This window comes from Burkholderia sp. IMCC1007 (genome assembly GCF_027257875.1).
Lineage (GTDB): Bacteria > Pseudomonadota > Gammaproteobacteria > Burkholderiales > Burkholderiaceae > Burkholderia.
This window is the reverse complement of record NZ_JAPVQY010000064.1, coordinates 15,720-35,456: the sequence shown is the minus strand read 5'-3', so window position 1 is coordinate 35,456 and position 19,737 is coordinate 15,720. Positions and strand designations below refer to the sequence as shown.

33 protein-coding genes are annotated in these 19,737 nt (G+C 59.9%); all 33 read right to left on the bottom strand.

The genetic code is table 11. The features are described from left to right. Positions 1 to 144 precede the first annotated feature (144 nt). Positions 145 to 540, bottom strand: a complete 396-nt coding sequence (gene rplQ, locus O1Q03_RS34085; RefSeq protein ID WP_006477175.1) for a 50S ribosomal protein L17 — start codon at positions 538 to 540, stop codon at positions 145 to 147. Between the two features lie 155 nt (positions 541 to 695). Next, a complete protein-coding gene (locus tag O1Q03_RS34080) occupies positions 696 to 1,673 on the bottom strand; it encodes a DNA-directed RNA polymerase subunit alpha (protein ID WP_006477176.1) in 978 nt (325 codons plus the stop codon). Positions 1,674 to 1,797: 124 nt separating this feature from the next. Continuing rightward, positions 1,798 to 2,421 (bottom strand): 30S ribosomal protein S4, encoded by a 624-nt coding sequence (gene rpsD / locus O1Q03_RS34075; RefSeq protein ID WP_012362893.1) that lies wholly within the window; start codon positions 2,419 to 2,421, stop codon positions 1,798 to 1,800. Between the two features lie 156 nt (positions 2,422 to 2,577). Then, positions 2,578 to 2,979, bottom strand: a complete 402-nt coding sequence (rpsK, locus tag O1Q03_RS34070) for a 30S ribosomal protein S11 (RefSeq protein ID WP_004197937.1) — start codon at positions 2,977 to 2,979, stop codon at positions 2,578 to 2,580. Between the two features lie 28 nt (positions 2,980 to 3,007). After that, on the bottom strand, positions 3,008 to 3,373 hold the full coding sequence (rpsM, locus tag O1Q03_RS34065) for a 30S ribosomal protein S13 (protein WP_014898353.1): 366 nt from the start codon (positions 3,371 to 3,373) through the stop codon (positions 3,008 to 3,010). A 38-nt stretch (positions 3,374 to 3,411) separates the two neighbouring features. After that, positions 3,412 to 3,528, bottom strand: coding sequence for a 50S ribosomal protein L36 (gene rpmJ, locus O1Q03_RS34060; protein ID WP_004199844.1), 117 nt, complete (start codon positions 3,526 to 3,528; stop codon positions 3,412 to 3,414). Between the two features lie 20 nt (positions 3,529 to 3,548). Beyond that, a complete protein-coding gene (gene infA, locus O1Q03_RS34055) occupies positions 3,549 to 3,767 on the bottom strand; it encodes a translation initiation factor IF-1 (protein WP_004521905.1) in 219 nt (72 codons plus the stop codon). A 9-nt stretch (positions 3,768 to 3,776) separates the two neighbouring features. Then, on the bottom strand, positions 3,777 to 5,126 hold the full coding sequence (gene secY, locus O1Q03_RS34050; protein WP_269509231.1) for a preprotein translocase subunit SecY: 1,350 nt from the start codon (positions 5,124 to 5,126) through the stop codon (positions 3,777 to 3,779). Positions 5,127 to 5,168: 42 nt separating this feature from the next. Beyond that, positions 5,169 to 5,603, bottom strand: a complete 435-nt coding sequence (gene rplO / locus O1Q03_RS34045) for a 50S ribosomal protein L15 (RefSeq protein ID WP_006482880.1) — start codon at positions 5,601 to 5,603, stop codon at positions 5,169 to 5,171. A gap of 26 nt (positions 5,604 to 5,629) precedes the next feature. Continuing rightward, entirely contained in the window at positions 5,630 to 5,812 is a 183-nt protein-coding gene (gene rpmD, locus O1Q03_RS34040) for a 50S ribosomal protein L30 (RefSeq protein WP_006400644.1), read from the bottom strand. 15 nt (positions 5,813 to 5,827) lie between these two features. Then, positions 5,828 to 6,346 carry a 30S ribosomal protein S5 gene (rpsE, locus tag O1Q03_RS34035; protein WP_006752931.1) on the bottom strand — a complete coding sequence of 173 codons (519 nt, stop codon included), beginning with the start codon at positions 6,344 to 6,346 and terminating at the stop codon, positions 5,828 to 5,830. A 14-nt stretch (positions 6,347 to 6,360) separates the two neighbouring features. After that, a complete protein-coding gene (rplR, locus tag O1Q03_RS34030) occupies positions 6,361 to 6,726 on the bottom strand; it encodes a 50S ribosomal protein L18 (protein WP_006477183.1) in 366 nt (121 codons plus the stop codon). Positions 6,727 to 6,738: 12 nt separating this feature from the next. Beyond that, on the bottom strand, positions 6,739 to 7,269 hold the full coding sequence (gene rplF, locus O1Q03_RS34025; RefSeq protein ID WP_085042828.1) for a 50S ribosomal protein L6: 531 nt from the start codon (positions 7,267 to 7,269) through the stop codon (positions 6,739 to 6,741). Positions 7,270 to 7,287: 18 nt separating this feature from the next. Then, a complete protein-coding gene (gene rpsH / locus O1Q03_RS34020) occupies positions 7,288 to 7,683 on the bottom strand; it encodes a 30S ribosomal protein S8 (protein WP_006477185.1) in 396 nt (131 codons plus the stop codon). A gap of 14 nt (positions 7,684 to 7,697) precedes the next feature. Next, a complete protein-coding gene (gene rpsN / locus O1Q03_RS34015; protein WP_006482884.1) occupies positions 7,698 to 8,003 on the bottom strand; it encodes a 30S ribosomal protein S14 in 306 nt (101 codons plus the stop codon). Positions 8,004 to 8,010: 7 nt separating this feature from the next. Next, positions 8,011 to 8,550: a 50S ribosomal protein L5 gene (rplE, locus tag O1Q03_RS34010; RefSeq protein WP_006477186.1), complete on the bottom strand. Its 540-nt coding sequence runs from the start codon at positions 8,548 to 8,550 to the stop codon at positions 8,011 to 8,013. A 16-nt stretch (positions 8,551 to 8,566) separates the two neighbouring features. Next, a complete protein-coding gene (rplX, locus tag O1Q03_RS34005; protein WP_006477187.1) occupies positions 8,567 to 8,875 on the bottom strand; it encodes a 50S ribosomal protein L24 in 309 nt (102 codons plus the stop codon). Positions 8,876 to 8,884: 9 nt separating this feature from the next. Then, positions 8,885 to 9,253 carry a 50S ribosomal protein L14 gene (rplN, locus tag O1Q03_RS34000; RefSeq protein WP_006752929.1) on the bottom strand — a complete coding sequence of 123 codons (369 nt, stop codon included), beginning with the start codon at positions 9,251 to 9,253 and terminating at the stop codon, positions 8,885 to 8,887. Positions 9,254 to 9,562: 309 nt separating this feature from the next. Further along, a complete protein-coding gene (rpsQ, locus tag O1Q03_RS33995) occupies positions 9,563 to 9,835 on the bottom strand; it encodes a 30S ribosomal protein S17 (RefSeq protein ID WP_043191859.1) in 273 nt (90 codons plus the stop codon). Then, positions 9,832 to 10,026 carry a 50S ribosomal protein L29 gene (gene rpmC / locus O1Q03_RS33990; RefSeq protein WP_006400652.1) on the bottom strand — a complete coding sequence of 65 codons (195 nt, stop codon included), beginning with the start codon at positions 10,024 to 10,026 and terminating at the stop codon, positions 9,832 to 9,834. The genes rpsQ and rpmC overlap by 4 nt, the downstream gene beginning before the upstream one ends. 9 nt (positions 10,027 to 10,035) lie before the next feature. Then, on the bottom strand, positions 10,036 to 10,452 hold the full coding sequence (rplP, locus tag O1Q03_RS33985) for a 50S ribosomal protein L16 (RefSeq protein WP_006482873.1): 417 nt from the start codon (positions 10,450 to 10,452) through the stop codon (positions 10,036 to 10,038). 2 nt (positions 10,453 to 10,454) lie between these two features. Continuing rightward, positions 10,455 to 11,255, bottom strand: a complete 801-nt coding sequence (rpsC, locus tag O1Q03_RS33980; RefSeq protein WP_006482899.1) for a 30S ribosomal protein S3 — start codon at positions 11,253 to 11,255, stop codon at positions 10,455 to 10,457. An 11-nt stretch (positions 11,256 to 11,266) separates the two neighbouring features. Further along, on the bottom strand, positions 11,267 to 11,596 hold the full coding sequence (gene rplV / locus O1Q03_RS33975) for a 50S ribosomal protein L22 (protein WP_004199272.1): 330 nt from the start codon (positions 11,594 to 11,596) through the stop codon (positions 11,267 to 11,269). A gap of 12 nt (positions 11,597 to 11,608) precedes the next feature. Next, positions 11,609 to 11,884, bottom strand: a complete 276-nt coding sequence (gene rpsS, locus O1Q03_RS33970; protein WP_004199273.1) for a 30S ribosomal protein S19 — start codon at positions 11,882 to 11,884, stop codon at positions 11,609 to 11,611. A gap of 10 nt (positions 11,885 to 11,894) precedes the next feature. Then, complete coding sequence (gene rplB / locus O1Q03_RS33965; protein ID WP_006482900.1) at positions 11,895 to 12,722, bottom strand: 50S ribosomal protein L2; 828 nt, start codon at positions 12,720 to 12,722, stop codon at positions 11,895 to 11,897. 2 nt (positions 12,723 to 12,724) lie between these two features. Beyond that, entirely contained in the window at positions 12,725 to 13,039 is a 315-nt protein-coding gene (gene rplW / locus O1Q03_RS33960; protein ID WP_004199275.1) for a 50S ribosomal protein L23, read from the bottom strand. Next, positions 13,036 to 13,656 (bottom strand): 50S ribosomal protein L4, encoded by a 621-nt coding sequence (gene rplD / locus O1Q03_RS33955; RefSeq protein WP_006477192.1) that lies wholly within the window; start codon positions 13,654 to 13,656, stop codon positions 13,036 to 13,038. The genes rplW and rplD overlap by 4 nt, the downstream gene beginning before the upstream one ends. Beyond that, positions 13,656 to 14,306: a 50S ribosomal protein L3 gene (gene rplC / locus O1Q03_RS33950; protein WP_006752926.1), complete on the bottom strand. Its 651-nt coding sequence runs from the start codon at positions 14,304 to 14,306 to the stop codon at positions 13,656 to 13,658. The genes rplD and rplC overlap by 1 nt, the downstream gene beginning before the upstream one ends. Positions 14,307 to 14,484: 178 nt before the next feature. Next, positions 14,485 to 14,796, bottom strand: coding sequence for a 30S ribosomal protein S10 (gene rpsJ, locus O1Q03_RS33945; protein ID WP_004199280.1), 312 nt, complete (start codon positions 14,794 to 14,796; stop codon positions 14,485 to 14,487). A gap of 285 nt (positions 14,797 to 15,081) precedes the next feature. Beyond that, on the bottom strand, positions 15,082 to 16,272 hold the full coding sequence (gene tuf / locus O1Q03_RS33940) for an elongation factor Tu (protein WP_269509229.1): 1,191 nt from the start codon (positions 16,270 to 16,272) through the stop codon (positions 15,082 to 15,084). Positions 16,273 to 16,313: 41 nt separating this feature from the next. Further along, positions 16,314 to 18,416 carry an elongation factor G gene (gene fusA / locus O1Q03_RS33935; protein ID WP_044849034.1) on the bottom strand — a complete coding sequence of 701 codons (2,103 nt, stop codon included), beginning with the start codon at positions 18,414 to 18,416 and terminating at the stop codon, positions 16,314 to 16,316. A gap of 123 nt (positions 18,417 to 18,539) precedes the next feature. Continuing rightward, positions 18,540 to 19,010 (bottom strand): 30S ribosomal protein S7, encoded by a 471-nt coding sequence (rpsG, locus tag O1Q03_RS33930; RefSeq protein WP_006477195.1) that lies wholly within the window; start codon positions 19,008 to 19,010, stop codon positions 18,540 to 18,542. Positions 19,011 to 19,182: 172 nt separating this feature from the next. Continuing rightward, positions 19,183 to 19,563, bottom strand: coding sequence for a 30S ribosomal protein S12 (gene rpsL, locus O1Q03_RS33925; RefSeq protein WP_006400662.1), 381 nt, complete (start codon positions 19,561 to 19,563; stop codon positions 19,183 to 19,185). Between the last annotated feature and the right edge of the window lie 174 nt (positions 19,564 to 19,737).

The window sequence follows — 19,737 nt, the reverse complement described above, 5'->3', positions numbered from 1 at the left end:
CTGCATCGGCCGTCCCGTATCGTAGCGCAGCCCGCGCGACGCTGCCGGCACCGCCCTGCGACAATCGATCGCAGGCGCGCATCAAAAACAAAAAGGGCCAAGCAATTGCTCGGCCCCTTTCAGATCCTGCTGCGTACCGGAAGCTTACTCAGCTTCTTGCACGTTTTCCGTTTCGTCGACTTCCGGACGATCGAGCAGCTCGACCAGTGCCATCGGTGCGTTGTCGCCGACGCGGAAGCCGAACTTCAGCACGCGCAGGTAGCCGCCCGGACGGTTCGCGAAACGCGGACCGAGCACGTCGAACAGCTTCGCGACCGAGTCACGATCGCGCAGGCGGTTGAATGCCAGGCGACGGTTTGCCAGGGACGGCTTCTTGCCGAGCGTGATCAGCGGCTCGACGACTTTACGGAGTTCCTTCGCCTTCGGCAGCGTCGTCTTGATGACTTCGTGCTCGATCAGCGAGTTGGACATGTTACGGAGCATAGCCAGACGGTGGCTGCTCGTGCGGTTCAGTTTCCGCAGACCATGACGATGGCGCATTTCAGTTTCCTTGATTCAAAGTTTTGATCCAGCTCTTCTATCGCACCTCGATGGGTGCACGGGCCGGTAGAGAAAAAAGCAAGATGCGGATTTTAAAGGAAAATCCGCATCTTTGCCAACTACGGCTATAGCGACTAGCGACGCTACAGGCGGGCTTACTTGTCGAGACCAGCCGGCGGCCAGTTTTCGAGCTTCATGCCCAGCGTGAGACCGCGCGAAGCGAGCACTTCCTTGATCTCGTTGAGCGACTTGCGACCGAGGTTCGGCGTCTTCAGCAGCTCGTTTTCCGTGCGCTGGATCAGGTCGCCGATGTAGTAGATGTTCTCGGCCTTCAGGCAGTTCGCCGAACGAACCGTCAGCTCGAGATCGTCCACCGGACGCAGCAGGATCGGATCGATCTGCGGTGCGCGCGACGGTGCTTCCGCAGCCGTTTCCGTGCCTTCCAGTGCCGCGAAAACGGACAATTGGTCGACCAGGATGCGTGCCGATTGACGGATCGCCTCTTCCGGGGTGATCACGCCGCTCGTCTCGATGTTCATCACGAGCTTGTCGAGGTCGGTACGCTGCTCGACACGTGCGCTTTCAACGGCATAGCTGACCCGGCGAACCGGCGAGAACGATGCGTCGAGGACGATGCGGCCGATGATCTTGGCCGTGTCTTCGCCGTAGCGACGGACGTTGCCGGGCACATAGCCGCGACCCTTCTCGATCTTGATCTGAACGTCGAGCTTGCCGCCCTTCGACAGGTGTGCGATCACGTGATTCGGGTTGATGACTTCGCAATCGTGAGCCAGCTCGATATCGCCGGCCGTGACGACGCCTTCGCCTTCCTTGCGCAGGGTCACCGTCACTTCGTCACGGTTGTGCAGCTTGAACACCACACCCTTCAGGTTCAGCAGCAGGTTGACGACGTCCTCTTGCACGCCATCAAGCGTCGAGTACTCGTGCACCACGCCTGCGATCGTCACTTCGGTCGGCGCGTAGCCGACCATCGACGACAGCAGCACGCGGCGAAGCGCATTGCCCAAGGTGTGGCCGTAACCGCGTTCGAACGGTTCCATGACCACCCTCGCGTGGTTCTCGCCAAGCGATTCCACGGCGATGATCTTGGGTTTCAGCAAACTGGTTTGCATGGGCTTTCCTTTTCAATACCCTCGGCTCGTTACACCGATAAGGCTGACCGGTAACAACCAGAAAATAAACAGCCGAGGCCCCTCCTTGCGCAACGCAATCGGGGTACCTCGGCCGTCAATCGGATTAACGCGAATACAATTCGACGATCAGGCTTTCGTTGATGTCGCCAGCGATGTCAGCGCGTTCCGGCATTTGCTTGAACGTGCCTTCGAACTTCTTCGCATCGACTGCAACCCAGCTCGGCATGCCGCCTTGCTCGGCCAGCGACAGCGCTTCGACGATACGCGCCTGCTTCTTCGCCTTTTCGCGGATCGCGACGACGTCACCGGCCTTCACTTGCTGCGACGGCACGTTCGCGACGACGCCGTTCACGGTGATCGACTTGTGGCTCACCAGCTGACGCGCTTCAGCGCGGGTCGAGCCGAAGCCCATGCGATACACGACGTTGTCGAGACGCGACTCGAGCAGTTGCAGCAGGTTTTCACCCGTGTTGCCCTTGCGGCGGTCGGCTTCAGCGAAGTAACGACGGAACTGACGCTCCAGGACGCCGTAAATACGCTTGACCTTCTGCTTTTCGCGCAGCTGCGTACCATAGTCGGACGTACGTGCGCCCGAGGTACGGCCGTGCTGGCCCGGCTTGCTGTCGAGCTTGCACTTGTCGGCGAGCGAGCGGCGCGCGCTCTTCAGGAACAGGTCGGTGCCTTCACGGCGGGACAGCTTGGCCTTGGGGCCGATATAACGTGCCACTTTGCATTCCTTTATCAATCAGTCACGCGGAGCAAAATCCGCGCTAGTTCGCGCCCTTTGGGGCGAACGGTGGGCTTAGTCAATCAAAAAAGCAACGCCCGTCGACGCTACGCGGCGACAGGCAAATGTGCCAGCACGAACGTGCCAGCAGCATTCTTAGATACGACGACGCTTCGGCGGACGGCAGCCGTTGTGCGGAATCGGGGTGACGTCCGAAATCGCGGTGATCTTGATGCCGAGGCCATGCAGTGCACGCACTGCCGACTCACGACCCGGGCCCGGGCCCTTGATCCGCACTTCCAGATTCTTCACGCCGTATTCCATCGCGACGCGACCGGCCGACTCAGCAGCAACCTGAGCAGCGAACGGCGTCGACTTCCGCGAGCCCTTGAAGCCCTGGCCGCCCGACGTCGCCCATGCCAGCGCATTGCCCTGGCGATCGGTGATCGTGATGATCGTGTTGTTGAACGACGCGTGAACGTGAACCACGCCTTCAGCGACGTTCTTCTTAACCTTCTTGCGAACGCGTTGCGCCGCGGTGTTCGAAGCCTTAGCCATTACGTTTTCCTGTAACTGTCAGTTCCGCTTACTTCTTCAGCGCTTGCGCTGCACGACGCGGACCCTTGCGGGTACGTGCGTTCGTACGCGTACGCTGACCGCGCATCGGCAGGCCCTTGCGATGACGAACGCCACGGTAGCAACCGAGGTCCATCAGGCGCTTGATGTTCATCGTCACTTCACGGCGCAGATCGCCTTCGACGATGAACTTGCCCACTTCTTCACGCAGCTTTTCGAGGTCTGCGTCGGTCAGGTCCTTGACCTTCTTCGAGAATTCCACGCCAGACGCCACGCAGATGCTGCGCGAGCGCGTGCGGCCGATACCGAAGATTGCCGTCAGGCCGATCTCGGTATGCTGGTGATTCGGGATGTTAACCCCTGCGATACGAGCCATTGTTTTTCCTCAAACAAAAAGCGCAAACAAACGCGCGGTCAGCCTTGGCGCTGCTTGTGGCGCGGATCCGAGCTGCAGATCACGCGAACGACGCCTTTGCGCTTGATGATCTTGCAATTGCGGCAAATGCGCTTAACCGATGCCATCACTTTCATGATAATACCCTTTTTTCAAATCACTTCGCCCGGAACACGATCCGCGCACGAGACAGATCGTAAGGCGTCAATTCAACCGTCACCTTGTCGCCCGGCAGGATGCGGATGTAGTGCATCCGCATCTTCCCGGAGATATGCCCCAACACGACATGGCCGTTTTCCAGCTTCACGCGGAAGGTCGCATTCGGGAGGTTTTCGATCACCTCACCCTGCATCTGGATTACATCGTCTTTGGCCATAGTCCTGAATTAACGCATTGGGATGTTGCCGCCCTTGAAGTTTGCCTTCTTGAGCAGCGACTCATACTGTTGCGACATAACGTACGACTGCACCTGCGCCATGAAGTCCATCGTGACGACGACAATGATCAGCAGCGACGTTCCACCAAAATAAAACGGCACGTTCCAGCGCAGCACCAGGAATTCCGGCAGCAGACACACGAAGACGATGTAGATCGCACCGGCCAGCGTCAGACGCGTGAGGATGCGGTCGATATATCGTGCGGTCTGGTCGCCCGGACGGATGCCCGGAACAAACGCACCGCTCTTCTTCAGGTTGTCTGCGGTTTCCCTGCTGTTGAACACCAGCGCGGTGTAGAAGAAGCAGAAAAACACGATTGCCAGCGTGTACAGCAGCACATAGACCGGCTGACCCGGCTTCAGCGCCTCCGCGACGTCATGCAACGTGTTGGAGAGCCAGCCTCCCGTCGGTTGACCCGTGCTGAACCAGCCAAGAATCGTGGCCGGAAACAGGATGATCGACGACGCGAAGATCGGCGGAATCACGCCCGACATGTTCAGCTTCAGCGGCAAGTGCGACGACTGCCCACCGTAGATCTTGTTGCCAACCTGACGCTTCGCGTAGTTCACGAGGATCTTGCGCTGACCGCGTTCGATGAACACGACCAGGTAAGTCACCGCGGCAATCAGAACGACGATGATGATCGCCGAGAACGGCCCCATCGAACCCGTTTTCACCAGTTCGAGCAACCCACCCACGGCATTCGGGAACCCTGCTGCGATCCCGCCGAAGATGATGATCGAGATACCGTTGCCCAGACCACGCTCGGTGATCTGCTCACCCAGCCACATCAGGAACATCGTGCCGGTCACCAGCGTCACGACCGTCGTCACACGGAACAGCATGCCGGGGTCGATGACGAGGCCCGGCTGGTTTTCCAGCGCAGCCGCGATACCGAACGCCTGGAAGGTCGCGAGCACCACGGTGAAATACCGCGTGTACTGCGTGATCTTCCGTTGCCCTGCCTGCCCTTCCTTCTTCAGCGCCTCGAGCTGCGGCGAGACGATCGCCAACAGCTGCATGATGATCGACGCCGAGATGTACGGCATGATCCCCAGCGCGAAGATCGTGAAGCGGGAAAGCGCGCCACCCGAGAACATGTTGAACATGCCCAGGATGCCGCCCGCCTGGCTCTGGAACAGCTTCGCCAGTTGATCCGGATCGATGCCCGGCACGGGGATGTGCGCGCCGATGCGATAGACGATCAGCGCCAGGAGCAGGAACATCGCTCGCCGGCGCAGATCGCCGAATTTCGCCGTGCTTCGACCGGGTTTTGCAAGACTCGGGCTGTTAGCCAAGTACCTTCTCCGATGAATGCAAGTGACGACGCGCTACGCGTGTCACTCGGCGAACGAACCGCCAGCCGCTTCGATCGCAGCGCGCGCACCCTTGGTGGCACCGAGACCCTTCACGACGATCTTGCGCTTCAGTTCACCCGTCGCGATGATCTTTGCGCTCTTCGTCAGCTCGCCGACCAGGCCGGCTTGCTTCAGTGCGAGCAGATCGATCTCGTCGACCGGCAGCTTCTCGAGGTCGCCCAGGCGCACTTCACCGACGAATTCCTTCGTCAGCGACGTGAAGCCGCGCTTCGGCAGACGACGTTGCAGCGGCATCTGACCGCCTTCGAAACCGACTTTGTGGAAGCCGCCCGAACGCGATTTCTGACCCTTGTGACCACGGCCAGCCGTCTTGCCGAGGCCCGAACCGATGCCGCGGCCGACGCGACGCTTGGCGTGCTTGGCACCAGCGGCCGGCTTCAGGTTATTCAATTCCATATCAACTCCTTGATCCGTAGGGCCGCTTACGCGATGACCTTAACGAGGTACGAGACCTTGTTGATCATGCCGCGGACCGCCGGCGTATCCTGCAGCTCGCTAACCGAGTTGAGTCGGCGCAGGCCGAGGCCACGCACGGTCGCACGGTGCGATTCGCGGGTCCCGATCAGGCTCTTCACGAGCTGAACCTTGACAGTTTTTTCAGACATGGTGACCACCCGGGCTTAGCCCAAAATATCTTCGACGGACTTGCCGCGCTTCGCCGCGATGTCTGCCGGGGTCGACTGCTTGCGCAGACCGTCCAGCGTGGCGCGAACGAGGTTGTACGGGTTCGTCGAACCGTGGCTCTTCGCCACGACGTTCTGAACGCCCATCACGTCGAACACTGCGCGCATCGGGCCGCCGGCGATCACGCCCGTACCTGCCTTCGCCGGAGCGAGGAGGACAGCGGATGCGCCGTGCTTGCCGTGCACTTCGTGCTGCAGCGTGCCGTTCTTGAGCGGCACCTTGAACATGTTGCGGCGAGCTTGTTCCATTGCCTTCTGGACAGCGACCGGCACTTCCTTCGCCTTGCCCTTGCCCATACCGATGCGGCCATCACCGTCGCCAACCACGGTCAGTGCGGCGAAGCCGAGAATACGGCCACCCTTCACGACCTTGGTCACGCGATTGACCGAAATCATCTTTTCGCGAAGGCCGTCGTCGCGCTCGTCAGCCTGAACTTTCGCTTGCATCTTTGCCATGACGAATTCCTTCCTTAGAACTTGAGCCCAGCTTCGCGAGCTGCCTCAGCCAGCGCCTTGACGCGGCCGTGGTAGCGGAAGCCCGAGCGGTCGAAGGCGACGGATTCGATGCCGGCAGCCTTTGCCTTTTCGGCAATACGCTTGCCGATCAGCGTCGCGGCATTGACGTTGCCGCCCTTGCCCGACTTGTCGGCCAGTTCTGCGCGCACCTCTGCTTCGAGCGTCGACGCGCTGGCGAGCACCTTGGTGCCGCACGGCGAGAACACTTGAGCGTAGATGTGCGTGTTCGTGCGATGCACGGCGAGACGCGCGACCTGCAGCTCAGCGATCTTGATACGCGTCTGGCGAGCGCGGCGCAGGCGAGATTGAGTCTTATCCATGATTGCGCACCCTTACTTCTTCTTCGTTTCTTTGAGGATCACAACCTCGTCGGAATAGCGCACGCCCTTGCCCTTGTACGGCTCCGGCGGACGGTAACCGCGGACTTCCGCAGCCACTTGACCGACTTGTTGCTTGTTGATCCCCTTGATCACGATTTCGGTTTGCGTCGGGGTTTCAGCCTTGACGCCTTCCGGCATCTGGTGCACCACCGGGTGCGAGAAACCCAGCGACAGGTTCAGCTTGTCGCCTTGCGCTTGCGCACGGTAACCGACGCCAACCAGCGTCAGCTTGCGCTCGAAACCCTTGGTCACGCCGTGCACGGCATTCGCGATGATCGCGCGCATCGTGCCCGACAGTGCATTTGCTTCGCGGCTTTCGTTGACCGGCGACAGATTCAGCGTGCCGTCGTTGTTCGCCACGTTCACGAGCGGATTGATCGCTTGCGTGATGGTGCCCAGCGGGCCCTTGACGGTGATTGCACCGTCGGCCAGCTTGACTTCCGCGCCTTGCAGCGCGATCGGGCTTTTACCTACTCGAGACATGTTTCTCTCTCCTCGGCTTTAAGCAACGTAGCAGATGACTTCGCCGCCGACGCCGGTAGCGCGCGCCTTGCGGTCGGTCATCACGCCCTTCGGCGTCGACACGATTGCCACACCCAGGCCGTTCATGACCTGCGGAATGTCGTTACGGCCGCGGTACACGCGCAGACCAGGCTTCGACACGCGCTCGAGGCGTTCGATGACCGGGCGACCTGCGTAGTACTTCAGCGCGATATTCAGTTCGGACTTCGCACCTTCCGCCTTCACGGCGAAATCGTCGATATAACCTTCGTCCTTCAGGACTTGCGCGATTGCAACCTTGACCTTCGACGAGGGCATCGCGACCGATACCTTCTCGACCATCTGCGCGTTGCGGATGCGAGTCAGCATATCGGCGATAGGATCACTCATGCTCATTTACGTTTCTCCTATTACCAGCTCGCCTTGGTCAGGCCAGGAATCTCGCCACGGAATGCGATTTCACGAATCTTGTTACGCGCGAGGCCGAATTTACGGAACGTGCCACGCGGACGGCCCGTGATCGCGCAGCGGTTACGCTGGCGGGTCGGGTTTGCGTTGCGGGGCAGTTGCTGCAGCTCCAGGCGTGCTTCGTAGCGCTCTTCTTCCGACTTGCTTTGGTCTTCGACGATCGCCTTCAGCGCTTCGCGCTTTGCTGCGAACTTCGCGACCAGGCGGGCGCGCTTCTTTTCACGTTCGATCAGTGCCAGTTTAGCCACGGTAACCTCAGTTTCTGAACGGGAACTTGAAGCTGGCGAGCAGTGCCTTTGCTTCGTCGTCAGTCTTCGCAGTCGTCGTGATGCTGATGTTCAGCCCACGCAGTGCGTCGATCTTGTCGTAGTCGATTTCGGGGAAAATGATCTGCTCTTTCACACCGATGTTGTAATTGCCACGGCCATCGAAAGCACGACCCGACACGCCGCGGAAGTCACGCACGCGGGGCAGGGCAACGGTCACGAAACGGTCGAGGAATTCATACATCGCTTGACCACGCAGCGTCACCATCGCGCCGATCGGGTAGCCCTGGCGAATCTTGAAGCCTGCGATTGCCTTGCGTGCCTTCGTGACGACCGGCTTCTGACCGGCGATCTTCGTGAGGTCGCCAACGGCGTTCTCGATGATCTTCTTGTCAGCGATCGCTTCGCCAAGACCCATGTTCAGCGTGATCTTGGTGATGCGCGGCACTTCCATGACCGACTTGTAACCGAACTTCTCGATCAGGCCGGGCACAACCTTTTCTTTGTAAAACTCTTGAAAACGAGCCATTTTTTACTCCGCTGCGTCAGGCGCTCAGTACGGCACCGGTCGTCTTCAGGAAGCGAACCTTCTTGCCTTCCTCGACCTTGATGCCAACACGCGACGCCTTGCCATTCGCGTCGACCAGTGCGACGTTCGAAATATGCAGGGGCATCGTCTTCGCTTCCACGCCGCCCGTCGTACCCTTCATCGGGTTCGGCTTCACATGCTTCTTGACGAGGTTGATACCTTCAACCGTCACATGTTCTGCACCGACAGCCAGCACGACGCCGCGCTTGCCCTTGTCTTTGCCAGTGACGACGATAACTTCGTCACCCTTGCGAATCTTGTTCATCGCGACTCCTTACAGCACTTCCGGCGCCAGCGAAACGATCTTCATGAATCGTTCGCTACGCAGCTCACGCGTCACCGGCCCGAAGATACGGGTGCCGATCGGCTCGAGCTTGTTATTCAAAAGCACAGCGGCGTTGCCGTCGAACTTGATCAGCGAGCCGTCTTGACGGCGCACGCCCTTGGCGGTGCGGACCACCACGGCGTTGTAAATTTCGCCTTTCTTCACGCGCCCGCGCGGCGTTGCTTCTTTGACGGTCACCTTGATGATGTCGCCAATGCCGGCATAACGACGCTTCGAGCCGCCGAGCACCTTGATGCACATGACTTCACGCGCACCCGTGTTGTCGGCTACTTCGAGCCGAGATTCGGTCTGGATCATGGTTTGTCTTTCCCAACTTAATCCGGATGCACCACCATGATGCATTCGGTCAGTCTTGGTCCCGTCAGCCAATCGGCTGCTTGGGTTGGAACAGCAGCGACGGCAAACGAAACCCGCCATCGCAATTCGGTGAATCTTTCGGACAGGCTGGCGCCAGTCCGCTTCCCCCACCAACTTCGCCCGCGACGGGGCTCCCATAAAGAGGGAAGACCAGGATTATAACAAATAACCCTGGTCACGCAAGCAAAAACTTTGCGATTTCAAGCACTTCGTGGCGAAGTGCCTGTTACTACCTACTGCGCTGCCCGCTTAGATGACGCGAGCGGCTTCGACGAGGCGCGACACCGTCCAGGCCTTCGTCTTCGACAGAGGACGAGTTTCCTGGATTTCAACGAGGTCACCCTCGTTGTAGGTGTTCGCTTCATCGTGCGCGTGGTACTTCTTCGAGCGCACGACATACTTGCCGTAGATCGGGTGCTTGACGCGGTGCTCGATCAGCACGGTGACGGTCTTGTCCATCTTGTTGCTGACGACCCGACCGACCAGCGTCCGCTTCAGCGAGGTTTTCACGCTATCGTTCATTTCTGGTTCGCCTTCTGAGTCATGACGGTCCGCACACGTGCGATGTCGCGACGAACCTTCTTCAGCTGGCTCGTGTTCGTGAGCTGCTGGGTCGCGAGTTGCATGCGCAGGCCGAATTGCGCCTTCAGCAGGTCCGCCAGCTCCTTGTTGAGCGCGGCCTGGTCTTTCTGGAGAAGTTCGGAAGCCTTCATGTTTTCTCCTTAGGCGCCGAGCTGGCGCACGATGAATGCCGTCTTCAGCGGCAGCTTGGCTGCGGCCAGACGGAACGCTTCGCGTGCCAGTTCTTCGGTTACGCCGTCCATTTCATAGAGCATCTTGCCCGGCTGAATCTCGGCGACGTAGTACTCCGGGTTACCCTTACCGTTACCCATACGCACTTCGGCCGGCTTCTGCGAAATCGGCTTGTCCGGGAAGATCCGAATCCAGATGCGGCCGCCACGCTTGATGTGACGCGTCATTGCACGACGCGCCGCTTCAATCTGACGTGCGGTCAAACGACCGCGACCGATCGCCTTCAGGCCGAATTCACCGAACGACACTGCGTTGCCGCGCGTCGCCTTGCCGGTGTTACGACCCTTCTGCTCTTTACGATACTTTCTGCGTTTCGGTTGCAGCATCGTTATTCTCCAGTCTTGCCGTCTTCGGGCTTGCCGGCGCCGCGGCGCGGTGCGCCACGACGAGCACCCGGAGCGCCGCCTTCGCCGTCACGGCGCGGACGACGGTCGCCCGGACGCGCATTGCGACGCGGACGCTTGTCTTCGGCTACTTCTTCCACCACCGGTGCGTCGTTGCGGCCGAGCGTATCGCCCTTGTAGACCCACACCTTGACGCCGATGATCCCGTAAGTCGTCTTCGCTTCCGAAGTCGCGTAGTCGATATCAGCACGCAGCGTGTGAAGCGGCACGCGACCTTCGCGATACCACTCCGTACGAGCGATTTCGATACCGTTCAGACGGCCTGCGCTCATGATCTTGATGCCTTGGGCACCCAGACGCATCGCGTTCTGCATCGCACGCTTCATCGCGCGACGGAACATGATCCGGCGCTCGAGCTGTTGCGTGATCGAGTCAGCGATCAGCTGAGCATCGGTTTCCGGCTTGCGGATTTCTTCGATGTTGACGTGAACCGGCACGCCCATGCGGCGTTGCAGTTCCGTCTTCAGCTGCTCGATATCCTCGCCCTTCTTGCCGATGACCACGCCCGGACGCGAGCTGTAAATCGTGATGCGCGCGTTCTTCGCCGGACGCTCGATGACCACCCGACCGACCGAAGCGTTCTTCAGCTTCTTCTTCAGGTATTCACGAACACCGATGTCTTCCTGCAGCATCGCCGCGAAATTGTTGTTGTTCGCGTACCAACGCGAAGCCCAATTGCGGCTGACAGCCAGGCGGAAGCCAGTCGGATGAATTTTCTGTCCCATCGTATGGCTCCTTAATTCCCGACCGTCACAGTGATGTGACAGGATTGCTTCTCGATGCGGTTACCGCGGCCCTTGGCGCGCGCGGTGAAACGCTTGAGCGATGCAGCCTTGTCGACGTAGATGCTCTTGATCTTGAGCTCGTCGATATCAGCGCCTTCGTTGTGCTCCGCATTCGCGATTGCCGACAGCACAACCTTCTTCACGATGCCAGCCGCCTTCTTCGGCGAGAACGTCAGAACGTTCAGCGCCTTGTCGACCGGCAAACCGCGGATCTGGTCAGCCACAAGGCGCGTTTTCTGCGCCGAGATGCGGGCACCGCGATGAATTGCTTTCACTTCCATCTTGATTGCCCCTTATTTCTTGGCCTTCTTGTCGGCTGCGTGACCCTTGAACGTACGGGTCAGTGCGAACTCGCCAAGCTTGTGGCCGACCATGTTTTCCGAGATGTACACCGGAACGTGTTGACGGCCGTTGTGAACAGCGATCGTCAGGCCGATGAAATCCGGCAGAATCGTCGAGCGACGCGACCAGGTCTTGATCGGCTTTTTGTCGCGCGAAGCTGCAGCCGCCTCAACTTTCTTCAGCAAATGGGCGTCGCAGAACGGACCTTTTTTAACAGAACGTGCCATTGCCTACTCCTTAACGCTTGTGACGGCGCTGGACGATCATCGTCGTCGTGCGCTTGTTGCTGCGGGTGCGGTAACCCTTAGCCGGCGTACCCCACGGGCTCACCGGGTCGCGACCTGCAGCCGTCTTGCCCTCACCACCACCGTGCGGGTGATCGACCGGGTTCATCGCAACGCCACGCACCGTCGGGCGGATACCGCGCCAGCGGTTCGCGCCAGCCTTGCCGATCTGGCGCAGGCTATGCTCTTCGTTGCCGACTTCACCGATCGTTGCACGGCACTCGATGTGCACGCGGCGGATTTCGCCCGAACGCAGACGAACCTGCGCGTAGACGCCTTCACGTGCGAGCAGCATGGCCGACGTGCCAGCCGAACGCGCCATTTGCGCGCCCTTGCCCGGCAGCATCTCGATGCAGTGGATCGTCGTACCGACCGGAATGTTGCGGATCGGCAGCGTGTTGCCTGCACGGATCGGCGCTTCCGAACCCGACATCAGCTGTTGGCCGACGGTCAGGCCCTTCGGGGCGATGATGTAGCGACGTTCGCCGTCTGCGTAGAGCACCAGCGCGATGTTCGCGCTGCGGTTCGGGTCGTACTCGAGACGTTCGACCTTTGCCGGGATGCCATCCTTCGTGCGACGGAAATCGACGATACGGTAGTGCTGCTTGTGACCACCACCCTTGTGACGCGTGGTGATACGACCGTTGTTGTTACGGCCGGCGGTCGAGCTCTGCGAGTCGAGCAGTGCCGCGAACGGCTTGCCCTGGTGCAGGTTCTTGTTGACCACCTTGACCATCGCGCGGCGACCCGGCGATGTCGGCTTAACTTTAACGATTGCCATAATTACTTGGCCTCCGCTTCAAAGTTGATTTCCTGGCCGGGCTTCAGGCAAACGTACGCCTTCTTCACGTCCTTGCGGCGGCCCATCGAACGGCCGAAGCGCTTTTGCTTGCCCTTCTGAACCAGCACGTTGACCGAATCAACTTCAACCTTGAACAGCAGCTCGACAGCCGCCTTCACTTCCTGCTTCGTGGCATCCGGTGCGACTTCGAACACGACTTGCTCGTTCTTGTCGGCAACCAGCGTCGCCTTTTCCGAAATCACCGGCGCGAGCAGGACCTGCATCAAACGATGATCGTTCTTGCGAATCTCGCTCATGACAGCAACTCCTCGATCTGGGCGACCGCAGCCTTCGTGACCAGCACTTTCTTGAAGTAGATCAGCGACAGCGGGTCAGCGTAGCGCGGCTCGACAATCGCCACGTGCGGCAGGTTGCGCGAAGCCAGGTACAGGTTCTCGTCGACCGTGTCCGTAATGATCAGAACGGAGTCGAGACCCATGGTCTTGAATTTGTCGGCCAGCAGCTTGGTCTTCGGCGCTTCGAGGATGATGTCCTCGACGACCGACAGACGGCCTTCACGGGCCAGCTGCGAGAAGATCGAGCAGAGACCTGCGCGATGCATCTTCTTGTTGACCTTGTGCGAGAAGTTCTCTTCCGGCGAGTTCGGGAAGATGCGACCACCGCCACGCCACAACGGGCTCGACGACATACCGGCACGAGCGCGGCCCGTACCCTTCTGACGCCACGGCTTCTTGGTGGTGTGCTTGACTTGCTCACGGTCCTTCTGTGCGCGGTTACCCTGGCGAGCATTCGCCTGGTACGCGACGACGACCTGGTGGATCAGCGCTTCGTTGTAGTCACGACCGAACACGACGTCCGACGCGTTGACCACTGCACCTTCCTGACCATTTTCGTTCAGGAGCTTGAGTTCCATTATTTCGCCCCCTTGGTCTTGACGGCCGGCGTCACGAAAACCTTGCCGCCCTTCGCGCCCGGAATCGCACCCTTGACGAGCAGCAGCTTGCGCTCTGCGTCGATACGAGCGATTTCGAGGTTCTGCACCGTCACCGTAACGTCACCGAGGTGACCCGTCATGCGCTTACCCGGGAAAACGCGACCCGGATCCTGCGCCATACCGATCGAGCCCGGCACGTTGTGCGAGCGCGAGTTACCGTGAGTAGCACGGCCGGAGGAGAAGTTGTAACGCTTGATCGTACCAGCGTAGCCCTTACCGATCGACACGCCTTGCACGTCGACCTTCTGGCCCACTTCGAAAAGATCTGCACCGACCACGGCGCCATTCGACAGCTCGGCTGCCTTGGCCGCGTCAATGCGGAATTCCTTGAGGATTTCACCGGCTTCGACACCGGCTTTGGCGAGATGACCTGCCAGCGGCTTCGTCACGCGCGATGCGCGGCGGGAGCCGAATGCAACCTGCACGGCCGTGTAGCCGTCGGTTTCAACAGTCTTGATCTGCGTCACGCGGTTGTCCGACACGTCCAGCACGGTGACGGGAATCGAATCCCCTTCAGCCGTGAAGATACGGGTCATACCAACCTTGCGACCTACGAGTCCAAGGCTCATCATTTTCTCCATTCCCGACTGCGATTGGTCGGGGCTGATTTACAAAATGCCGGGCACGCAAGGCCCAACTTTTCTTCGCGAATACACGAAAAGCCAAGCAGTATAGCCCGACTTTTTGATTTCCGCAAGCAATACAAAGACTTAGCGCCGCCCAGCGAGCCGGTTGGCGCCGAAAGCCTTACTGCAGCTTGATTTCCACGTCGACGCCAGCCGGCAGATCGAGCTTCATCAGCGCGTCAACCGTCTTGTCGGTCGGATCGACGATGTCCATCAGGCGCTGGTGGGTACGGATTTCGAGCTGATCGCGCGACGTCTTGTTGACGTGCGGCGAACGCAGGATGTCAAAACGCTGAATGCGCGTCGGCAGCGGCACCGGGCCACGGACGATTGCGCCAGTCCGCTTCGCGGTATCGACGATCTCGGCAGCCGATTGATCGATCAGACGATAGTCGAAAGCCTTCAGGCGAATGCGGATTTTCTGTTGCTGCATGACGATTCCTTGAAAAGAGCGAGGCGATGTTGCATCGCCGGACACTAAAAGAACGCGAAACACGGTGCCTGCGGGGAGCGAGGCGCCGGGATCCGAACGGCACTTCCACTGCTAAGCCCGCGATTCTACACGAAAAATCAAAGCGGTGGTGTTGCTTTGTCGATGCGCGTGGCGGCACGGCACAAAGAAAAACCGGGTGCCAGATCAAACTGGACACCCGGTTTCGACGGTACGACTGCTTACCGTGGAATCGCGGACCCCGGAGGGATCCGCGGATCGTCGATCTTACTCGATGATCTTGGCGACGACGCCGGCGCCGACGGTACGGCCGCCTTCGCGGATGGCGAAGCGCAGACCTTCTTCCATCGCGATCGGCGCGATCAGCTTCACCGTGATCGACACGTTGTCGCCCGGCATCACCATTTCCTTGTCCTTCGGCAGCTCGATCGAGCCCGTCACGTCCGTCGTACGGAAGTAGAACTGCGGACGGTAGTTGTTGAAGAACGGCGTGTGACGGCCGCCTTCGTCCTTGCTCAGCACGTACACTTCAGCCGTGAAGTGCGTGTGCGGCGTGATCGAACCCGGCTTCGCCAGAACCTGGCCACGCTCCACGTCTTCACGCTTCGTGCCGCGCAGCAGGATACCGACGTTGTCGCCTGCCTGACCTTGGTCCAGCAGCTTGCGGAACATTTCAACGCCCGTGCAGGTCGTCTTCACCGTCGGCTTGATACCGACGATTTCGATTTCCTCGCCGACCTTCACGACGCCGCGCTCGACACGACCCGTCACCACCGTACCACGGCCCGAGATCGAGAACACGTCTTCCACCGGCATCAGGAACGCGCCGTCAACTGCACGCTCCGGCGTCGGGATGTACGTGTCCAGTGCGTCTGCCAGGCTCATGATCGCCACTTCGCCCAGCTCGCCCGTGTCGCCTTCCAGCGCCAGCTTGGCCGAACCCTTCACGATCGGCGTGTCGTCGCCCGGGAAGTCGTACTTCGACAGGAGTTCGCGAACTTCCATCTCGACCAGCTCGAGCAGTTCAGCGTCGTCCACCATGTCGCACTTGTTCAGGAACACGATGATGTACGGAACGCCAACCTGACGCGCCAGCAGGATGTGCTCGCGCGTTTGCGGCATCGGGCCGTCTGCTGCCGAGCAAACCAGGATCGCGCCGTCCATCTGCGCTGCGCCCGTGATCATGTTCTTCACATAGTCAGCGTGGCCCGGGCAGTCGACGTGTGCGTAGTGGCGGTTAGCCGTTTCGTACTCGACGTGTGCCGTGTTGATCGTGATGCCGCGCGCCTTTTCTTCCGGTGCCGCGTCGATCTGGTCGTACGCCTTCGCTTCGCCGCCGAACTTCTTCGTCAGAACCGTCGTGATCGCTGCCGTCAGCGTCGTCTTGCCGTGGTCAACGTGACCAATCGTACCAACGTTGACGTGCGGCTTGGTCCGCTCAAATTTACCTTTTGCCATGATTCTCTTCTTTCAAAAAATATCGGTTGGTAGCTACAGATTTACTTCGACTTCGCGCTGATGATCGCTTCAGCAACGTTGCGCGGAGCTTCAGCGTAGTGCTTGAACTCCATCGTGTACGTTGCACGACCTTGCGTCAGCGAACGCAGCGACGTCGAGTAACCGAACATTTCCGACAGCGGCACTTCGGCGCGAACGATCTTGCCGCCGCCAACCATGTCTTCCATGCCCTGGACGATGCCGCGACGGCCCGACAGGTCGCCCATCACGTTGCCCATGTAGTCTTCCGGCGTCTCGACTTCGACAGCCATCATCGGCTCGAGGACGACCGGGTTCGCCTTGCGCATCGCTTCCTTGAACGCCATCGAACCGGCCATGCGGAACGCGTTTTCGTTCGAGTCGACGTCGTGGTACGAACCGAACGTCAGGTGAACCTTCACGTCGACGACCGGGAAGCCAGCCAGCACGCCCGACTTCAGCGTGTCCTGGATACCCTTGTCGACCGCCGGGATGTATTCACGCGGAATCACACCACCCTTGATCTCGTCGAAGAACTCGTAGCCCTTGCCTTGTTCGTTCGGCTCGAGCGTGATGACCGCGTGACCGTACTGGCCGCGACCACCCGACTGCTTGACGAACTTGCCGTCGACGTCCTTCGCCGTCGAACGGATCGTTTCGCGGTACGCAACCTGCGGCTTGCCGACGGTCGCTTCCACGCCGAATTCACGCTTCATCCGGTCGACCAGAATTTCGAGGTGGAGCTCGCCCATGCCCGAAATGATGGTCTGGCCCGACTCTTCGTCGGTCTGCACGCGGAACGACGGGTCTTCCTGAGCCAGACGGTTCAGTGCGAGGCCCATCTTTTCCTGGTCAGCCTTGGTCTTCGGCTCGACTGCCTGCGAAATCACCGGCTCCGGGAACACCATGCGCTCGAGAACGATCGGGTTCGCCGGGTCGCACAGCGTGTCGCCCGTGGTGGCTTCCTTCAGGCCGACCGCTGCAGCGATGTCGCCTGCACGGACTTCCTTGATTTCTTCACGCTGGTTCGCGTGCATCTGCAGAATACGGCCGAGGCGTTCCTTCTTGCCCTTGGTCGAGTTCAGCAGCGTGTCGCCCGAGTTGACGACGCCCGAGTACACACGGAAGAAGATCAGCTGGCCGACGAACGGGTCGGTCATGATCTTGAACGCGAGCGACGAGAACTTCTCTTCGTCCGACGCCTTGCGCTCGGCTTCTTCACCGTTTTCGAGCTCGCCCTTGACCGGCGGGATGTCGACCGGCGACGGCAGGAAGTCGATCACGGCGTCGAGCATACGCTGCACGCCCTTGTTCTTGAACGCGGTACCGCACAGCATCGGCTGGATTTCGCACGCGATCGTACGATCGCGCAGCGCCTTGACGATGTCGGCTTCCGGCAGATCGCCTTCTTCCAGGTACTTGTTCATCAGGTCTTCGCTGGCTTCGGCAGCCACTTCGACCATCTTTTCGCGCCATTCCTTGCAGGTCTCTGCGAGCTCGGCCGGGATGTCGACGTAGTCGAACTTCGTGCCTTGCGACGCTTCGTCCCAAATGATCGCCTTCATCTTGATCAGGTCGACCACGCCCTTGAAGTTTTCTTCCGAGCCGATCGGCACCACGACCGGAACCGGGTTCGCCTTCAGGCGCAGACGGAGCTGGTCGTAGACCTTGAAGAAGTTCGCGCCGGTACGGTCCATCTTGTTGACGAACGCGAGACGGGGCACCTTGTACTTGTTAGCCTGGCGCCACACCGTTTCCGACTGCGGCTGCACGCCGCCCACTGCGCAGTACACCATGCATGCGCCGTCGAGCACGCGCATCGAGCGTTCGACTTCGATCGTGAAGTCGACGTGACCCGGGGTGTCGATGATGTTGATGCGGTGTTCCGGATAGTTGCCACCCATGCCCTTCCAGAAGGCCGTGGTAGCAGCGGACGTGATCGTGATGCCACGCTCTTGTTCCTGCTCCATCCAGTCCATCGTGGCTGCGCCGTCGTGGACTTCACCGATCTTGTGGTTCACACCGGTGTAAAACAGAATGCGCTCGGTCGTCGTCGTTTTGCCGGCGTCGATGTGAGCGCTAATACCGATATTGCGGTAGCGCTCGATAGGAGTCTTGCGAGCCACTTTGATCCTCTACTGGGATGACACGATGCAGCCCTGCTGCATCGTGCTTCAACACAAACGGGCGAGGCGCCTGAAAAGCGCACCCGCCCGGAATTTATTTCCGCAAACAGCCCAGCCAGGCGCTTAGAAACGGAAATGCGAGAACGCGCGGTTGGCTTCCGCCATGCGGTGAACTTCGTCGCGCTTTTTCATCGCGCCGCCACGGCCTTCGGCCGCTTCGGAGAGTTCGCCTGCCAGACGCAGAGCCATCGACTTCTCGCTGCGCTTCTTCGCAGCCTCACGCAGCCAGCGCATCGCCAATGCCATACGACGCGACGGGCGCACTTCGACCGGAACTTGATAGTTGGCACCACCAACGCGGCGGCTCTTCACTTCGACCACCGGCTTCACGTTGTTGAGCGCAACGGTGAACACTTCCAGCGGGTCCTTGCCACCCTTGGTCTGGATTTGTTCGAATGCGCCATAAACGATGCGCTCTGCGACCGACTTCTTGCCGGACAGCATCAGCATGTTCATGAACTTGGCTACATCAACGTTGCCGAACTTCGGATCCGGCAACACTTCCCGCTTGGGGACTTCGCGACGACGCGGCATGATTCTTCCTTTACCTGTTCAGTTGGAGCTGTATCCAGCCCCGCGGCCACCAACAAACCCGATCACATCTTCACGACTAACCAGCTTGGCCGGGTGACCACTTACTCGACAGCACCGGCAATCCGGCACTCCCGCCTTGACCGCCCTGCGGCGATCCCTGATCAAAAACTGCTTACTTGGCAGCCTTTGCACGCTTCGCGCCGTACTTCGAACGCGCTTGCTTACGGTCCTTGACGCCCTGGGTATCCAGCGAGCCGCGAACCATGTGGTAACGCACACCCGGCAAGTCCTTCACACGGCCGCCGCGGATCAGCACAACCGAGTGTTCCTGCAGGTTGTGGCCTTCACCGCCGATGTACGAAATCACTTCGAAGCCGTTCGTCAGACGAACCTTGGCGACCTTACGGAGTGCCGAGTTAGGCTTCTTCGGCGTCGTCGTGTACACACGGGTGCACACGCCGCGACGCTGGGGGCAGTCCTGCAGGGCCGGGCTCTTGCTCTTCGTCGTTTCCGACTGACGGCCTTTGCGAACCAGTTGGTTGATGGTTGGCATTGTTTATTCCTGAAATTGAACAAAATCTGCACATCGATTTCGGGCAAAGCGAGAATCGGCGCACAGTTGACTTCCGAACCGGCGATACGGACACGAACCTTGGAACGCGACTCGGCCCGCCGAATACCGGAACCCAGCATCATATTCCGGAAATGCCAACTAAGTCAACGGCTT

What these genes read in the sequence shown, in the direction of transcription:
- rplQ (WP_006477175.1), bottom strand. Translation starts at nt 540, where the DNA reads ATGCGCCATCGTCATGGTCTGCGGAAACTGAACCGCACGAGCAGCCAC.
- O1Q03_RS34080 (WP_006477176.1), bottom strand. Translation starts at nt 1,673, where the DNA reads ATGCAAACCAGTTTGCTGAAACCCAAGATCATCGCCGTGGAATCGCTT.
- rpsK (WP_004197937.1), bottom strand. Translation starts at nt 2,979, where the DNA reads ATGGCTAAGGCTTCGAACACCGCGGCGCAACGCGTTCGCAAGAAGGTT.
- rpsM (WP_014898353.1), bottom strand. Translation starts at nt 3,373, where the DNA reads ATGGCTCGTATCGCAGGGGTTAACATCCCGAATCACCAGCATACCGAG.
- rpmJ (WP_004199844.1), bottom strand. Translation starts at nt 3,528, where the DNA reads ATGAAAGTGATGGCATCGGTTAAGCGCATTTGCCGCAATTGCAAGATC.
- infA (WP_004521905.1), bottom strand. Translation starts at nt 3,767, where the DNA reads ATGGCCAAAGACGATGTAATCCAGATGCAGGGTGAGGTGATCGAAAAC.
- rplO (WP_006482880.1), bottom strand. Translation starts at nt 5,603, where the DNA reads ATGGAATTGAATAACCTGAAGCCGGCCGCTGGTGCCAAGCACGCCAAG.
- rpmD (WP_006400644.1), bottom strand. Translation starts at nt 5,812, where the DNA reads ATGTCTGAAAAAACTGTCAAGGTTCAGCTCGTGAAGAGCCTGATCGGG.
- rpsE (WP_006752931.1), bottom strand. Translation starts at nt 6,346, where the DNA reads ATGGCAAAGATGCAAGCGAAAGTTCAGGCTGACGAGCGCGACGACGGC.
- rplR (WP_006477183.1), bottom strand. Translation starts at nt 6,726, where the DNA reads ATGGATAAGACTCAATCTCGCCTGCGCCGCGCTCGCCAGACGCGTATC.
- rplF (WP_085042828.1), bottom strand. Translation starts at nt 7,269, where the DNA reads ATGTCTCGAGTAGGTAAAAGCCCGATCGCGCTGCAAGGCGCGGAAGTC.
- rpsH (WP_006477185.1), bottom strand. Translation starts at nt 7,683, where the DNA reads ATGAGCATGAGTGATCCTATCGCCGATATGCTGACTCGCATCCGCAAC.
- rplE (WP_006477186.1), bottom strand. Translation starts at nt 8,550, where the DNA reads ATGGCTCGTTTTCAAGAGTTTTACAAAGAAAAGGTTGTGCCCGGCCTG.
- rplX (WP_006477187.1), bottom strand. Translation starts at nt 8,875, where the DNA reads ATGAACAAGATTCGCAAGGGTGACGAAGTTATCGTCGTCACTGGCAAA.
- rplN (WP_006752929.1), bottom strand. Translation starts at nt 9,253, where the DNA reads ATGATCCAGACCGAATCTCGGCTCGAAGTAGCCGACAACACGGGTGCG.
- rpsQ (WP_043191859.1), bottom strand. Translation starts at nt 9,835, where the DNA reads ATGAACGATAGCGTGAAAACCTCGCTGAAGCGGACGCTGGTCGGTCGG.
- rpmC (WP_006400652.1), bottom strand. Translation starts at nt 10,026, where the DNA reads ATGAAGGCTTCCGAACTTCTCCAGAAAGACCAGGCCGCGCTCAACAAG.
- rplP (WP_006482873.1), bottom strand. Translation starts at nt 10,452, where the DNA reads ATGCTGCAACCGAAACGCAGAAAGTATCGTAAAGAGCAGAAGGGTCGT.
- rpsC (WP_006482899.1), bottom strand. Translation starts at nt 11,255, where the DNA reads ATGGGACAGAAAATTCATCCGACTGGCTTCCGCCTGGCTGTCAGCCGC.
- rplV (WP_004199272.1), bottom strand. Translation starts at nt 11,596, where the DNA reads ATGGAAGTGAAAGCAATTCATCGCGGTGCCCGCATCTCGGCGCAGAAA.
- rpsS (WP_004199273.1), bottom strand. Translation starts at nt 11,884, where the DNA reads ATGGCACGTTCTGTTAAAAAAGGTCCGTTCTGCGACGCCCATTTGCTG.
- rplB (WP_006482900.1), bottom strand. Translation starts at nt 12,722, where the DNA reads ATGGCAATCGTTAAAGTTAAGCCGACATCGCCGGGTCGCCGCGCGATG.
- rplW (WP_004199275.1), bottom strand. Translation starts at nt 13,039, where the DNA reads ATGAGCGAGATTCGCAAGAACGATCATCGTTTGATGCAGGTCCTGCTC.
- rplD (WP_006477192.1), bottom strand. Translation starts at nt 13,656, where the DNA reads ATGGAACTCAAGCTCCTGAACGAAAATGGTCAGGAAGGTGCAGTGGTC.
- rplC (WP_006752926.1), bottom strand. Translation starts at nt 14,306, where the DNA reads ATGAGCCTTGGACTCGTAGGTCGCAAGGTTGGTATGACCCGTATCTTC.
- rpsJ (WP_004199280.1), bottom strand. Translation starts at nt 14,796, where the DNA reads ATGCAGCAACAGAAAATCCGCATTCGCCTGAAGGCTTTCGACTATCGT.
- tuf (WP_269509229.1), bottom strand. Translation starts at nt 16,272, where the DNA reads ATGGCAAAAGGTAAATTTGAGCGGACCAAGCCGCACGTCAACGTTGGT.
- rpsG (WP_006477195.1), bottom strand. Translation starts at nt 19,010, where the DNA reads ATGCCGCGTCGTCGCGAAGTCCCCAAGCGGGAAGTGTTGCCGGATCCG.
- rpsL (WP_006400662.1), bottom strand. Translation starts at nt 19,563, where the DNA reads ATGCCAACCATCAACCAACTGGTTCGCAAAGGCCGTCAGTCGGAAACG.